Source organism: Saccharothrix mutabilis subsp. mutabilis, from assembly GCF_039521145.1.
In the GTDB taxonomy this organism is placed as follows: Bacteria; Actinomycetota; Actinomycetes; order Mycobacteriales; family Pseudonocardiaceae; genus Actinosynnema; species Actinosynnema mutabilis.
In genome coordinates, this window is the sequence record NZ_BAAABU010000004.1 from 551,097 (window position 1) to 564,812 (window position 13,716).

Annotated in this window: 17 protein-coding genes; 9 read left to right on the forward strand and 8 right to left on the reverse strand. The window is 72.4% G+C overall.

Annotated elements, in window-relative coordinates; translation table 11 throughout:
• The first annotated feature begins 30 nt into the window (after positions 1-30).
• The gene (locus ABD126_RS13650) at positions 31-504 is read left to right on the forward strand and encodes a TFIIB-type zinc ribbon-containing protein (protein ID WP_343934142.1); all 474 of its coding nucleotides are present in this window, start codon (positions 31-33) and stop codon (positions 502-504) included.
• On the opposite strand, the gene ABD126_RS13655 is transcribed toward ABD126_RS13650, so the two are convergent.
• Positions 501-1,622, reverse strand: a complete 1,122-nt coding sequence (locus ABD126_RS13655; RefSeq protein ID WP_343934143.1) for a methyltransferase domain-containing protein — start codon at positions 1,620-1,622, stop codon at positions 501-503. The two genes, ABD126_RS13650 and ABD126_RS13655, sit on opposite strands and share 4 nt — an antisense overlap.
• A gap of 112 nt (positions 1,623-1,734) precedes the next feature.
• On the opposite strand from ABD126_RS13655, the gene ABD126_RS13660 reads away from it, so the two are divergent.
• The 5 genes from ABD126_RS13660 (at position 1,735) to ABD126_RS13680 (ending at position 4,404) form a co-directional block, all read left to right on the forward strand.
• Positions 1,735-2,121, forward strand: coding sequence for a helix-turn-helix domain-containing protein (locus ABD126_RS13660; protein WP_343934144.1), 387 nt, complete (start codon positions 1,735-1,737; stop codon positions 2,119-2,121).
• Positions 2,122-2,130: 9 nt separating this feature from the next.
• Complete coding sequence (locus ABD126_RS13665) at positions 2,131-2,790, forward strand: hypothetical protein (RefSeq protein WP_343934145.1); 660 nt, start codon at positions 2,131-2,133, stop codon at positions 2,788-2,790.
• Between the two features lie 109 nt (positions 2,791-2,899).
• Complete coding sequence (locus ABD126_RS13670; protein WP_380567200.1) at positions 2,900-3,193, forward strand: DUF2516 family protein; 294 nt, start codon at positions 2,900-2,902, stop codon at positions 3,191-3,193.
• A complete protein-coding gene (locus tag ABD126_RS13675; protein WP_343934147.1) occupies positions 3,190-3,849 on the forward strand; it encodes an alpha/beta fold hydrolase in 660 nt (219 codons plus the stop codon). The genes ABD126_RS13670 and ABD126_RS13675 overlap by 4 nt, the downstream gene beginning before the upstream one ends.
• 9 nt (positions 3,850-3,858) lie before the next feature.
• Positions 3,859-4,404 (forward strand): type 1 glutamine amidotransferase domain-containing protein, encoded by a 546-nt coding sequence (locus ABD126_RS13680; RefSeq protein ID WP_343934148.1) that lies wholly within the window; start codon positions 3,859-3,861, stop codon positions 4,402-4,404.
• A gap of 770 nt (positions 4,405-5,174) precedes the next feature.
• On the opposite strand, the gene ABD126_RS13685 is transcribed toward ABD126_RS13680, so the two are convergent.
• The gene (locus tag ABD126_RS13685; RefSeq protein ID WP_343934149.1) at positions 5,175-5,936 is read right to left on the reverse strand and encodes a MerR family transcriptional regulator; all 762 of its coding nucleotides are present in this window, start codon (positions 5,934-5,936) and stop codon (positions 5,175-5,177) included.
• 81 nt (positions 5,937-6,017) lie between these two features.
• On the opposite strand from ABD126_RS13685, the gene ABD126_RS13690 reads away from it, so the two are divergent.
• Complete coding sequence (locus tag ABD126_RS13690) at positions 6,018-6,575, forward strand: YbaK/EbsC family protein (RefSeq protein WP_343934150.1); 558 nt, start codon at positions 6,018-6,020, stop codon at positions 6,573-6,575.
• Here ABD126_RS13690 and ABD126_RS13695 read toward each other — a convergent pair.
• The 5 genes from ABD126_RS13695 to ABD126_RS13715 form a co-directional block, all read right to left on the reverse strand.
• On the reverse strand, positions 6,563-7,630 hold the full coding sequence (locus tag ABD126_RS13695) for an LOG family protein (protein WP_343934151.1): 1,068 nt from the start codon (positions 7,628-7,630) through the stop codon (positions 6,563-6,565). The two genes, ABD126_RS13690 and ABD126_RS13695, sit on opposite strands and share 13 nt — an antisense overlap.
• A gap of 19 nt (positions 7,631-7,649) precedes the next feature.
• A complete protein-coding gene (gene purU, locus ABD126_RS13700; protein WP_343934228.1) occupies positions 7,650-8,501 on the reverse strand; it encodes a formyltetrahydrofolate deformylase in 852 nt (283 codons plus the stop codon).
• 31 nt (positions 8,502-8,532) lie between these two features.
• On the reverse strand, positions 8,533-9,267 hold the full coding sequence (locus ABD126_RS13705) for a maleylpyruvate isomerase family mycothiol-dependent enzyme (protein WP_343934152.1): 735 nt from the start codon (positions 9,265-9,267) through the stop codon (positions 8,533-8,535).
• Between the two features lie 173 nt (positions 9,268-9,440).
• Positions 9,441-10,244 carry a class I SAM-dependent methyltransferase gene (locus ABD126_RS13710; RefSeq protein WP_343934153.1) on the reverse strand — a complete coding sequence of 268 codons (804 nt, stop codon included), beginning with the start codon at positions 10,242-10,244 and terminating at the stop codon, positions 9,441-9,443.
• Complete coding sequence (locus ABD126_RS13715; RefSeq protein WP_343934154.1) at positions 10,223-10,720, reverse strand: DUF2505 domain-containing protein; 498 nt, start codon at positions 10,718-10,720, stop codon at positions 10,223-10,225. The genes ABD126_RS13710 and ABD126_RS13715 overlap by 22 nt, the downstream gene beginning before the upstream one ends.
• On the opposite strand from ABD126_RS13715, the gene ABD126_RS13720 reads away from it, so the two are divergent.
• Complete coding sequence (locus tag ABD126_RS13720) at positions 10,719-11,825, forward strand: UDP-N-acetylmuramate dehydrogenase (RefSeq protein ID WP_343934155.1); 1,107 nt, start codon at positions 10,719-10,721, stop codon at positions 11,823-11,825. The genes ABD126_RS13715 and ABD126_RS13720 overlap by 2 nt on opposite strands.
• A gap of 118 nt (positions 11,826-11,943) precedes the next feature.
• Positions 11,944-12,915: a chymotrypsin family serine protease gene (locus ABD126_RS13725; RefSeq protein ID WP_343934156.1), complete on the forward strand. Its 972-nt coding sequence runs from the start codon at positions 11,944-11,946 to the stop codon at positions 12,913-12,915.
• On the opposite strand, the gene ABD126_RS13730 is transcribed toward ABD126_RS13725, so the two are convergent.
• Positions 12,912-13,643 (reverse strand): SDR family NAD(P)-dependent oxidoreductase, encoded by a 732-nt coding sequence (locus ABD126_RS13730; protein WP_343934157.1) that lies wholly within the window; start codon positions 13,641-13,643, stop codon positions 12,912-12,914. The two genes, ABD126_RS13725 and ABD126_RS13730, sit on opposite strands and share 4 nt — an antisense overlap.
• Positions 13,644-13,716: the final 73 nt, after the last annotated feature.

The window sequence follows — 13,716 nt, forward strand, 5'->3', positions numbered from 1 at the left end:
CACCCTCGTGTCGTGCGTACGCTCGGGTGTGTGACCTGTCCCAAGTGCCAGCAGGAGATGCGCACCATCACCCGCGGGTCGGTGCACATCGACCAGTGCGACAACTGCAAGGGCGTCTTCCTCGACGGCGGTGAGCTGGAACAGATCATCGCGGCCGAGCAGGCGCACTACGACGCCCAGCCCCCGGCCTACCAGGACGGACCGGGCGCGCCACCCACCTACCAGGACGGGCCCGGCGTGCCGCCGGCGCACCAGGGCGCGCCTCCGGCCTACCAGGGTTCGCCCGGCGCGCCACCGGCGTACCAGGCGCCGCCCCCGTACCCGGGTCAGCCCGGTGTGCCGCCCGCCCAGCCGGGCACGCCGCCCGCCTACCAGCCGCCGCCGGGCACGCCCGCCGGCGCGCCGCCCCCGGCCTACCCGGGCGGTTACCAGGACTACCGGCACCAGCCGCAGCACCAACCGCACCGCCGCCGGCGCAGCTTCCTGGAGGAGCTGTTCGACTAGATCGGCCAGGTCCGGGTGGAACCGTCCAGGGCGAACCACTGGGCGTCCCCCGTCGCCGTGAACGTGAAGTGCTGGCGGCGGGGGCGGCCCAGGCCGCGCCAGGTCCGGTAGGCCTCCTCGGCCACCGTCCACAGCTCTCGGGGACCGCCCTGGTCCACGACCGACCCGTTGTGGCGCACCCATGATCCGTCCGGGTGCACCAGCCGGACGGGGTCGCCGGCGGCCACCACGCCCGGCAGCGCCAAGCCGGCGAAGAACTCGAAGCCCGACACCGGGTCCACCACGGTCCGCGCGGGCAGCGGTGTGGTGCGCGAGGTTTCCGCCGGCGCGTGCAGGGCGTCCTCCAGCGCCTGGTCCGCCCAGGCGTGGTTGTGCGCCCGCAGCGGCATGAAACGGCCGTCGTCCAGCAGCACCCGGCCGGTCGCCACGCCGTCGCGCACCACCAGGCGCACCAGGCCCGCACCCAGCGCCCGGTTGAACGTCGTCACGATCACCCCGCCCGGCTCCACCTGCTCCAGCCACGCCACCGGCACCCGCGACACCGCGCACGTCCCCAGCACCCGCGAGTACGGCGCCCGCGCCGGGAAGCCCAGTTCGCCGTCGGACGCGGAGCAGTGCGGCCGGTGGCCCGCGACCGCCAGCGCCGCCACGGCCCGCGCCGACACGCCCGGGTCCACGTCCACCGACGTCACCGCGTCGTCGCCGAGCACGTGGCACAGCAGGGCCGCGTTGTAGCCGGTTCCCGTCCCGATCTCCAGGACGGTGTCCCCGCGCCGCACGTCCAGAGCCTCCAGCATGATCGCCATGATCGTCGGCATGCTCGACGAGCTGGTGGGTACACCGTGCACGGGGCCGGAGCGGAGTGCTTGCTCCCAGGCCGCGTCCGACCCGTCCAGCTGGGTCACGCGCACCTGGTTCCGGTAGACCAGCGCCAGGTGCTCCGGCGCATCGGCGGTAACCGCCCGCCAGGTGCCGCCGGGGCCGGGCGCGAAGAACCCCGGCAGGAAGACGTGCCGCGGGACCTCGCGAAACGCCGAGACCCACCGCGGGTCGGCGAGCACGCCGGCGGCCAGGAGCGAATCGACCAGCTCGTCGCGGAGGTTCACGGCCGGGTCCACCGCCCCACGGTAGCGCTGTGGGCGAGCCCACGTGCGGTCCGCTAGCAGAGCGCTTGCAACTGCTAGCACCCGCGCGTACCGTCGAAGGCGGGACGAGGAGGTGCCGCGAGACGTGGACAAGTCCATCGACAAGGCGGTCGCCGACCTGGGTCGCGACATCGGCGAGTACATCCGCCAGCAGCGCAACACCGCCAAGATCTCGTTGCGCCAACTGGCGAAGCTCGCCGGGGTGTCCAACCCTTACCTCAGCCAGATCGAGCGGGGACTGCGCAAGCCGAGCGCGGAGATCCTCCAGCAGATCGCCAAAGGGCTGCGGATCTCGGCGGAGGCGCTGTACGTCGAGGCCGGGATCCTGGAACAGCGCGAGGGCGGCGCGCTGGCCGACGCCATCGTCACCGCCCCGGACCTGACCGAGCGGCAGAAGCAGGTGCTGCTCGACGTCTACGAGTCGTTCCGGCGGGAGAACGCCGCGAAGAACACAGACCACACCGAGGAGTGAGTGATCTCCATGCCGAACCTGCCCACCACCGAGGAACTGCGCAAGGCCGGCGAGCAGGCCGTGGCCGCCGCCCGGACGCCGCTGCTGGCCGCGCTGGGCGCCGGTGACCTGGCCGCCAAGGCCGTCATCGAGGCGCTGAACAAGGCGAAGGAGCGCGTCGAGGCGGGCAAGAACGCCGCCGAGTCGACCGACTTCACCGGCCTGAAGGACAAGTTCGACCCGGCCGAGCTGCGCAAGGTCGTCGACGCCTACACCCAGTCCGCGCTCAACCTGTACCAGTTCCTGGCCGAGCACGGCCAGGAGGCGCTGGACAAGCTGAAGTCGCAGCCGCAGGTCCAGAAGGCCCTGCACCAGGTCGAGGAGGCCGTCGAGACCGCGCAGAAGCGCACCGGCGCCGCCGCGACCGAGGCCCGCGAGCTGGCCGACGACGTGCTCGGCAAGGTCACCCGCCGCACCCGGTCGATCGGCGAGAAGGTCGCGAGCGACGTGGACGACGCCAGCGAGAAGCTCGCCGAGGCGGTCGTGGAGGTCGGCGGCGACGTGGCCCACGAGGTCCGCAGCACCACCCGCAAGGCCGCGAACCGCACCGCCGCCGCGCGCACCCAGCCGGCCCGCAAGCCGGCGACCACCCGCGCCACCACGCCGAAGAAGCCCGGCACCACCAAGTAAGACCCGAGGTCACGGGGCGTTCCGCAGGGGACGCCCCGTTTCGGCTGTACGCCGCCGCCGCGCAGCACGTAGCCTGGGAGTCGTGTTGTTCCCCATCCCGCCCCTGGACCTGTCGCTGCTCGACGTCTGGGTCATGTTCCTGGCGTACTACGCCGGGCTGATCACGGGTGTTTTCGCGTTCGCGCACGCGTTGTCGCAGCGGGCGGACGCCTTCACCGCGGCGGAACGGCTCACCAAACCCGCCTGGCTGGGCATCACCGGCGGCGGCACGTTCGCGTTGCTGCTGTTCAGCCTCGCCGGCCCCGGGCTGATGTTCTGGCTCGCCGGGCTGGTCGCGGTGATCGTCTACCTGGTGGACGTGCGGCCCCGCCTGATCGAGGTCCAGCGCGGCCCGCGGTGGTGACGTACCGGACCTTCGGGTCCGGCGCCCCGGTCACCCTCGTCGGCCACGGCCTCGGCGCCACCCCCGGTGAGGCGCGCCTGCCCACGACCGGCCTGCGCGGCACGAAGGTCGTGGTCACCCTGCCGTCGCACGGAGACACCCCCGACGCCCCGCCGGGCTACTGGGACTACCGGCGCATCGCGGCCGACCTGAAGTCCGTGGCCCGCGAGACGGGTGCCACGCGGGCCATCGGCGTCTCCCTGACCTCGGCCGCGCTGGTCGCCCTGCTGGCTGAGGAGCCGGACGCGTTCGAGAAGGTCGCCCTGCTGCTCCCGGCCGTCCTGGACGAGCCACGCCGGTTGCTGGCCCGCGAATTCGCGATCACCGTGATCGGCGGACCGCCGGAGTACCAGGCCGAGCGTCGGCAGGCTTTCACCCGCTTGGATGACGCCCTGGCCGAACTGCCCGGGAAGGTCGCCGTCGCCGATCGGACGGTGCTGGAGAACGTGCGGATCCCGGTGCTGGTCGTGGGCGCGACGCAAGACCCGTTGCACCCGGAGAACATCGCGAAGGAGACGGCCGCCGCGTTCCCGAACGGGCGACTCGAACTGGTCCCGTCGTGGCTGACGCACCGCGCCGACGTCCGCACGTGGTTGGTCGACTTCCTGCACGGGTAGCCGAACGGCATGGCCGAACAGAAGAAGATCGCATTCCTGGTCGACACGGAGGGCATCGAGCAGGTCGAGTTGACCGATCCCTGGGCCCACGTCGAGAAGGCGGGCGCGGTCCCCAGGCTGCTCGCGCCGAAACTCGGCAAGGTGAAGGCCTTCGAGCACCTCACCCCGGCCGACGAGTTCGAGGTGGACGTGCCGTTCGCCCACGCCGACCCCGCCGACTACGACGGGATCGTGATCCCGGGCGGCGTCGCGAACGCGGACTTCCTGAGGATGGACCGCGACGCGGTCCGGTTCGTGCAGGCGCACGTCGCGGCGGGCAAGCCGATCGCGGCGATCTGCCACGGTCCGTGGTTGCTGGTCGAGGCGGACGTGGTGCGGGGGAAGATGCTCACGTCGTTCCCCAGCCTGGCCACGGACATCCGCAACGCGGGTGGGCAGTGGGACGACCTGGAGGTCCAGGTCTGCCACATGAACGGGTGGGACCTGGTGACCAGCCGCAAGCCGGACGACCTGCCCGCGTTCAACCGCGAGGCGTTGAAGGCTTTCGGCCTCTAGCCGGACCCTCACACGGCCTCCGCCACGTCCAACACGCGCGAAGCACGGCCCGCCGCTTCCCCGCTCGCGCGACGCGCGGCTCACCGTTTCACGCTCGCGCGAAGCGCGGCGTCCCGCCGCGCAGCGGCGGGCTGGGCTCCCAGCCACAAGGGGCCTTCGTGTTCCCCACCGTATGACCTGCCCGAAGGGCTACCACAGATTTCCCGGGTGCAGCCGAATTTTTGTGAGGAACGAGCAAAAATTTAGCGGCACCCGGGAAATCTGTGGTTGGCTCCGCCAGGTCATGCGGTGGGGAACACGCAGGCCCTTCCCCCACTGGAGGCCTCCCCAGCCGCTTTTGTCTTTAGAGCGCGCCAGCGCGTCCTTCAACGCGCGAAGCGCTCCCAAGCGCGAAGCGCGTTCGAGGTCAAGAGAGCGGAGCGCGTCCCGTGAGGACCCGCGAAGCGTGGGCTTGAGAGCGTGAGCGTCCAGTTCAAAGCGTAAAAGAGCCTCGCCGGCGGGCAGGCCGCCGGGGGAGGAAAAGAAAAAGAGGGGGCTTTTCCGTCCTCCCCGTATGGCCTGGCGGAGCCGACCACACTTTCCCGGGGTCGGTCGAAAAACTTTTGCTCGTTCCTCGCAAAACTTTTTGGACCGACCCCGGGAAAGTGTGGTAGCCCTTCGGGCAGGCCATACGGGGAGGACGGAAAAGCCCAAAAGCGGGGGCGCTGCGCGCCCAAAAGCAGGCGCTGCGCGCCCGGAGGCAGGCGCTGCGTGCTGGAGTGCGCTTGCCGTTAGAGGCGGGTTTGGGCGTAGGTTGCGATCGCGTCGCGCACCCACTCCGCGAAGCCCTCCGCGTGGGCGTCGAACTGGACCTTGAAGTCCGGGGCGTCCACGTACAGCTGGCCCAAGCCCGTGTACGACTCGCGGTTTGGCGTCCAGCTGAGCTGGATCCACCGGTAGTGCCGGTCGGTCACCTCCTGGACCCCCGGCGAGTCCGGCGCGGCGCCCGCGTCGAACAACTCGCCGAAGGCCTTGGCGATGGACTGCCACTCCGCCATGAAGTTGTCGGCGTCGGCCTTGGTCCAGCCCTGCATCCGGCGCTTGCCCTCGTCGATGTGCTCCTGCGCGCCCTCGCCGAAGCGTTCGACCAGTTCCGCCTCGTAGCGGGCCTGGCGGTCGGCGTCGAAGCCCTCGAACAGCTCTTCCATCTTCATCGTGTGCTCACTCCCCTCCAGTTCCCTGATGGTCTTGGCGACGGTGTCGCTCAACCGGGCCAGCCGTTCCTGCTCCGTCCGCAACCACCGCTGGTGGTTGCGCAGCACGTCGACCGTGCTGTGCCGGCCGTCCAGGACGTCGGCGACCGTGTCGAGGTTGAGCCCCAGGTCTTTCAGCAGCAGGATCTGCTGGAGCCGCAGGAGCTGCTCGCGCTCGTAGTACCGGTAGCCGTTGCTGCCGGTCCACGCCGGTTCGAGCAGACCGATCGAGTCGTAGTGCCGCAGCGTCCGCGACGTCACCTTCGACATCCGCGCCACCTCGGCGATCGACCAGGCCATCCCCGTCACCTCCCCTTGCTGGAACGACGGTAGGGGTTGACGTAACGTCAACGTCAAACGGACTTTCCCGGTGCGGGCAAGATGGGGCGGGTGTGGACCATCGCCGGAACCCTGAACCCCGTCCCCGCTCTCGACCGGCTCGACCTGGTCGCCGAGCCCGTGGCCGCCGCGTTGCGCTCGTTGGCCGACGCCGCGCGGCTGGCGGTCAGCGAGATCGACCCCGGGCTGGCCGACACGGCCGAGTTCTGCGCCCACTACGGCTCGCCGCTCGAAGCCTCGGCGAACTGCGTGATCGTCGCGGGCAAGCGGGGTGACGCCGTCCGGTACGCCGCGTGCGTCGTGCTCGCCACCACCCGCGCCGACGTGAACGGGGTCGTGCGGCGTCGGCTGGACGCGCGGCGGGCGTCGTTCGCGCCCATGGACGACGCCGTGCGGCTCACGGGCATGGAGTACGGCGGCATCACGCCCGTCGGGCTGCCCGCGGACTGGCCGGTCCTGCTGTCGCCCGAGGTCGCCGCCGCGCCCGAGCTGGTGATCGGCAGCGGCATCCGGGGCAGCAAGCTGCTCGTGCCCGGCGAGGTGCTGGCCAAGCTGCCCGGCGCGGAGGTGGTGCCGGACCTGGCGCGTCAGGCCGGGTAGCCGCGCAGGAACTCCACCGCCTCGTCCACGTCGTCGGTGACGAGGATCCAGCGCTCCGCCTCCCGACCCGCCGCCAACCGCCGCACCAGCGGCGCGGCGGGGACCTCGTCGACCCAGAAGTCCTTGCCCAGGAACACCATCGGCGCGGCCGGGCCGACCGAGCCGTAGTGGTTCTGGGTGTAGTCCTGGAAGACCTCCTGCACGGTGCCCGCGCTGCCCGGCGTGTAGACGATGCCGCCGGTGGCGACGGTGAGCAGGCCCTCCTCGCGGACCGAGTTGGCGAAGTACTTGGCGTGCAGCTCGCACGCGGGGTTGGGCGGCTCGTGGCCGTAGAACCAGGTCGGGATGCCGATCGTGCGCGGCCGGTCGGACGTCGGCAGGTCGGTCGGGCACGCGGCGACCCAGCGGCCGATCGACTCGGCGTCCCCGCCGAACTTCGGCGCGCGGGACAGCTCCTTGAGCACGCCCTCGTCCACGCCGACCCGGACCCCGAGCGGCACGGCCTCCATCGCGCCCGGACCGCCGCCGGTGAGCACCGTGAACCCGGCTTCGCCCAGCCGCGCGCCCAGCTCGACGGCCCGCCGGTAGCCGGCGGTGTCGCGGCCCAGGGCGTGGCCGCCCATCACGGCGACCGGCGCGCCGTCGAGGACCTCGGCCAGCGCCTCGGTGATGGCGTGGTCGTGCAGGCGCTCGGCGAGGGCGTGCAACGGGTCCGGGTGGTGGCCCTGCTGCTTGCTGTGCCGGTAGATCCGGGCGTCGGGGGTGTCGGCGTAGGACGCGGGCCGATCCGGGTCGAACCCGGCGAACAGCTCCGCCGGCGTGTAGAGCGACGACCGGTACACCTGGTACGGCACGTCGGGGATGTCCGGGAACACCAGCGCCCCGGCCGCGTCCGCCCGCCGCCGCGTGGGCGCGGACAGCGTGCAGCCGAGGAACAGCGCCCCGTCCAGCGGCACCCGCAGGTCCACGTCCGCCAGGTCCAGCCCGACCAGGACCGCTCCGCGCAGGTCGGCTGCGGCGGCGGCGTGTTCGGCGGTGGTGATCGCGGTGCGCACGGGCGCAGCCTACGTCCGCCTAGAAGATCACCGTCTGGTTTCCGTGCACCAGCACGCGGTCCTCCAGGTGCCAGCGCAACCCGCGCGCCAGCACGACCTTCTCGATGTCCCGGCCCTTGCGGACCATGTCGGGGACCGAGTCGGTGTGGTCCACGCGGATCACGTCCTGCTCGACGATCGGGCCCTGGTCCAGGTCCGCGGTCACGTAGTGGCAGGTCGCGCCGACCAGCTTCACGCCCCGGCTGTGCGCCTGGTGGTACGGCCGCGCGCCGACGAACGACGGCAGGAAGCTGTGGTGGATGTTCAGCGCGCGGCCCGCCCAGTCCGCGCACAGCTCGGCGGGCAGGATCTGCATGAACCGCGCCAGCACCACGGCGTGCGGCTTGTGCGCGTCCACCAGCTGGCGCAGCTGCGCGAACGCCGCCTGCTTGCCCTCGGGGTCGTTGGCCGGGAACGGCACGTGGTGGAACGGGATGCCGTGCGCCCGCGTGATGCCCGCCAGGTCGGCGTGGTTGCCGATGACCGCCGTCACGTCCACGTCCAGCTCGTGCGACGCGACCCGGCCCAGCAGGTCGTACAGGCAGTGGCCTTCCTTGGAGACCAGGATGACCACGCGCTTGCGCTCGCCGGTGTCGCTGATCCGCCAGTTGGCGTTCGCGCCCAGCTCCCGCGCGACCTGCCCGAACCGGGCGCGCAGCTCGTCGACCCCGAACGGCAGCGAGTCGGCGCGGACCTCCTGGCGGGTGAAGAACCAGTTGGTCGCCGGGTCGGTGTGGTAGGCGGCCTCGACGATCCAGCCGCCGTGCTCGGCGAGGAACGAGGAGATCCGGGCCACGATGCCGGTGCGGTCCGGGCAGCCGAAGGTGATCACATAGCGTCGCTCTACCACGGTCCAGAAGTATTCACGGTCGCGGCAGGGAGTCCAGCAGCGACCTGTCACCCGACACGATGGCCCCGCTCGGCCGGCCCCACACCGCGCGGTAGACGGCGTCGGCGGTGCCCGCGACGGTGGTGTCCTCGTCGGTCGCGGAGTCGGTGGGCGGACCGGTCTCGGGCACCTGGCCGGGGGCGATGCGCAGCTCCCAGGTGCGGCCCGCGTCGGCGGCGTGGAACAGCAGCCGGCCCGCGCGCTCGATCGGGTGCACCTCGGCGGCACGGACCAGCAGGCGGGTCAGGTACTCGTCCACGCCGTCGGCGGCGAAGTCGGTGTCCCAGAGGAGGGTGGGGACCTCGTGGCCGTGGACGGCGTGCTCGGCGTCCAGGCGGTGGATGGCGATCTCGTGGGCCTGGCGGCGGGCCCAGAAGCCGGCCGACCGGGGGCCGACGAACGTCCAGGTCGGGGTGGCCGGGTCCAGGCTGGTCAGGAGGCGTTCCAGGTCGCCGAACCGGTCGTCCCAGCAGGTGAGGAGGTCGTCCCAGTCCTGAGGGCGGGGCGTGGCCTTGGGACGGGTGCCGTCGGCGGGGGTGTGCAGGGCGTTCAGGGCCCAGGAGTGGACGCCCGCCAGGTGGTCGACCAGCTTGCGGACGGTCCAGCCGGGGCACGTCGGCACCGGCACGTCGGGGCCGACGGCCAGGACGAGGGCGCGCAGGGCCTGGTACTCGGCGCGGGCGTGCGCGAGGTAGTCGTGGTGCTGCACGCGTCCGAGCCTAGGGCCGTGGCGGGCCCGCCGGCCTCTCGGGCAGTCGAAGGCGGGGGCCGTGGTGGGTGCCTCGGTGGGCGTGGGCCGCCGTGTGATGCGCCGGCGTTCCGGGGCGTTTCAGGGCGTTCCGGGGTCGGGTCGGGGTCGGGGATCAGGGGCGGTTCCCCGGATCAGGGGCGGACCGACTCCCACGGCACGGTGACCTCGCCCAGCCGCCAGCGCTTGCGGTCGTCCAGCACCGGCCACCGGGCGGTGAGCAAGCGCACCGCCTCCACCCACCGGGCGCGCGGGCCGAACGGGGCGAAGGTCGCGGCGGTGGCCCAGCACGTGTCCAGTTCGGCGAGCAGCGCGTGGACGCGTTCGCCGGGGACGTTGCGGTGGATCAGCGCCTTGGGCAGGCGTTCGGCCAGGTCGCTCGGGGTGTCGATGTCCTTCGGCAGGCACGACAGGGTGAACGTCTGCGGCCCGTCCGCGGTCAGCGCCACCCACGAGCAGCGGCGGCCGATCTCGTCGCACGTGCCCTCGACCAGGACGCCGCCCGGCGCCAGCCGGCCGACCATCGTGGCCCACGCCTCGGTCGCCTGCTCCTCCGTGTACTGGCGCAGGACGTTGAACGCGCGCAGCAGCAGCGGACGGCGGCCGGCCAGTTCGAAGCCGCCGCGGCGGAACTCCAGCCGCGGCGGGTCGGCCACCGCCTCGCCCGCCGCGACCCGTTCGGCGTCCAGTTCCAGGCCCAGCACGCGCAGGTCCGGGTTGAGGTGGCGCAGCCGGGTCGCCATCTCGACCGTGGTCACGGGGGACGAGCCGTAGCCGAGGTCCACTACAAGGGGATCGTTGGATTGTTGAACAAGTGAACCGTAGGCGTGTTCAACCCAGCGGTCCACGCGGCGGAGGCGGTTCGGGTTGGTGGTGCCCCGGGTCGGCAGGCCGAGCGCGCGGGCCCGGCCCGCCGCTAGGCGCGGTGTGCGAGCCATTCGGCGGTGAACTCGGATTCCTTGTCCAGCAGGAGGACGACCTGCTCGGCGATCAGCGACTCCAGCTTGCCGCCCATGAGCGGGATGCTCACCTTGACCTGACCCACGAGGGTGAGTTCGCTCCCACCGCCGGCGGCGTCGGCCACGGTGATCGTCCCGTCCAGGCGGCCGGGGACGCCGTTGAGCGTCACCTCGACCGTGCCCGCGTAACCGGCGTCGGTCCACGACTCGGCCCGCGTGATCACGAGGTCGCCGCCCAGCACGCCACGGGCCACCGAGGGCAGCCTGTCCGCCGGCACACCCTGCTTGAGCTGGTAGGACGTGGTGCCTTCGGCCTTGTCGAACGCGAGCAGCGCGGCACCGGTGCCGCCGAGGACGTCGAGCCGGTCGCGCAGGTAGGTCTCGTCCACGAGGGCGGAGTAGACGTCCGAAGCGGGCCAACGGGACGTCGTCAGGTGCTCGATGCGGCGTGCCATGCCGCGGAGGCTACCGTTGACGCCCGTGACCACCCCGCTGTCCAGCACCCACGTGCGGCTCGCCGAGCACACCACGCTGCGGCTAGGCGGCCCCGCGGCCCGTTTCGCGCGCGCCACGACGGCCGCCGAGCTGGTCGAGGCCGTGCGCGCGCTGGACGCGTCCGGCGAACCGCTGCTGCTGCTCGGCGGCGGCTCGAACCTGGTGGTGTCCGACGCGGGCTTCGCCGGCACCGTCGTGCAGGTGGCCACCCGCGGTCGCCGCCTGGACCCGTTGGGCGACGGGCTCGTGCAGCTCACCGTCGAGGCGGGCGAGGACTGGGACTCGGTGGTGGCCGAGGCCGTGGCGCAGGGCCTGGGCGGGCTGGAGTGCCTGTCCGGCATCCCGGGCCTGGTCGGGGCGACGCCGGTGCAGAACGTCGGCGCGTACGGCGTGGAGATCTCGCAGGTCCTGACGTCGGTCGACCTCCTGGACCGCCGCACCGGCCGCGTCCACCAGGTCCCGGCGCACGACCTGGGGCTGGCGTACCGGACGAGCGTGTTGAAGGGCACCGACCAGGCGGTGGTGCTGCGGGCGCGGTTCGCCCTGACCTCCGGCGGGCAGTCCGCGCCGATCCGGTACGCGGAACTGGCGCGCGTCCTGGGCGTGGCGCAGGGCGACCGGGTGCCCGCCGACGCGGCCCGCAAGGCGGTCCTGGACCTGCGGCGCGGCAAGGGCATGGTGCTCGACCCGGCCGACCACGACACGTGGAGCGCGGGGTCGTTCTTCACCAACCCGGTGCTGGACGGCTCGACGCTGAGCGGGGTGCTGATCCGGATCGCCGAGCGGCTGGGCAGGCACGTGGACGTGCCGACCTACCCGGGCGGGCCGGGCACGAGCAAGCTGTCGGCGGCGTGGCTGATCGAGCGGGCGGGCTTCACCAGGGGCCACCGCGGTCCGGGCGGCCGGGTGGCGCTGTCCGGCAAGCACACCCTGGCCCTGACCAACCGCGGCGGCGCGACCACCGAGGACCTGCTGGACCTGGCGCGTGAGGTGCGGGACGGCGTGCGAACGGCCTTCGGCGTTGAACTCCACCCGGAACCGGTCCTGGTCGGCTGCACCCTCTGATCCACCGGCGAGCCGCACCCGCCGCGGTCGCCGCCGAACGGCCGAACGGGTGACCAAGTGTGACGAAACCTCACCCCGCGCGTTTCATGGAAGCAGGGTTTCCCTGTGGGAGGTCGTCATGGCGGGCGGCGGGCGTGGGGTGGTGTCGGCCATCAAGCGGTTGGTCGAGGGCGACTTCCTCGGTCGGCCCGGGGTGGTCGGGGTGGATGTCGGGGAGAAGGTCGTCGGCGGGCGCGGGACGGGCGTTCCCGCCGTCCTCGTCTTCGTGCGCAAGAAGCACGCCGCCGCGCAGTTCACCATCCCGTCCGAAGTCCTCGGCGTGCCAACGGATGTCGTAGAGGACGTGTTCCACCCGCACCACACCCTCGCCTCCCCCGAAGGCGTGAGCGGGGCCGAGCGGCACGACGTGTTGGCGGGTGGCATCGGGATCGGACCGAGCCGGGCGATCCGGTTCGTGCCGCCGGACGTGCCCGAGGCCGACGACTACCTGGTCGCGGGCACCCTCGGCGCGCTGGTCACACCCCGGAACCGGCGGCGCACCATGGCGTTGACCGCCTTCCACGTGGCCTGCGTGGACGACGCCTGGGCGGTCGGCGACCCGATGGTGCACCCCTCCCGCGTCGACGGCGGCCACCCCTACCGCGACCAGATCGGCGTGCTCGCCCGCGCGGCGCTGGCCGGGAGCGTGGACGCCGCCGCGATCCTGCTCACCACACCCCGCGTGCGGCCCGAGGTGTTCGGCGTCGGACCGGTCGCGGGGCCGGGCAAGGCGAAGGTCGGCCAACGGGTGCGCAAGCGCGGCCGGACCACCGCCCTGACGGAAGGCGTGGTCGCCTCCACCGACGCCACGATCACGCTCGACTTCGGCGCGGGCCTGGGCGTGCGGACCCTGCAACACCAGATCCGCGTGGAGGGACCGTTCGCCGACCACGGCGACTCGGGCGCGGTGCTGCTGGACGACGACAACCGGGTGGTCGGCCTCTACTGCGGCGGCAGCGAGAAGCGCGGCTTCGCCAACCCGATCGCCGACGTCCTCGACCAGCTCGACGTGGACCTGATCGCGCCGAACCCCGCGAAAGGGTCCTCTTAGGACCGGTGCACCCGGGTCGCGGACGCCTGCGCCCGCGGCTTCATGACGATCTGGTCCAGGTTCACGTGCGACGGCCGGGTCACGGCGAACGCGATCACGTCCGCCACGTCGTCCGCCGTCAGCGGCTCGACCCCGGCGTACACCGCCGCCGCCCGCTCCGCGTCGCCCGCGAACCGGTTGACCGAGAAGTCCGTCTCCACCATGCCCGGCAGCACCTCGGTGATCCGCACCGGCTGCCCGAGCAGTTCGCCGCGCAACGTCCGGTGCAGCGCCGACTGGGCGTGCTTCGCCGACGTGTACCCCGAGCCGTTGTCGTAGGCCTCGTACGCGGCCACCGACGTCACCGTGACGATGTGCCCGTCACCGGACTCGATCAGCTTGGGCAGCAGGCCCTTGGTGATCCGCAGGGTGCCCAGGACGTTGGTCTCCCACATCCAGCGCCAGTCGTCCTCGTCCGCCGACGCCACGGGGTCCAGCCCGCGCGCGCCGCCGGCGTTGTTGACGAGCACCCGCGCGGACGGGACGGCGTCCAGGAAGGCGGCGACGGACTCGGCGGAGGTCACGTCCAGCTCCAGGGCCGTGCCGTCGACGTCGTCCGCGATAGTCTTGAGCAGGTCGAGTCGCCGGGCGCCCAGCACGACGTGGAAGCCCTCGGCGGCGAGCCTGCGCGCGGTGGCCTCGCCGATTCCCGCGCTGGCTCCGGTGACTACTGCGATGGGACGGGTCACAGCGGTGATCCTAGGGCTGTGACGCGAGTCACCCGCACCGAAAGCCGCGGTGGGCGTCCTTTCGTTAGGGAGG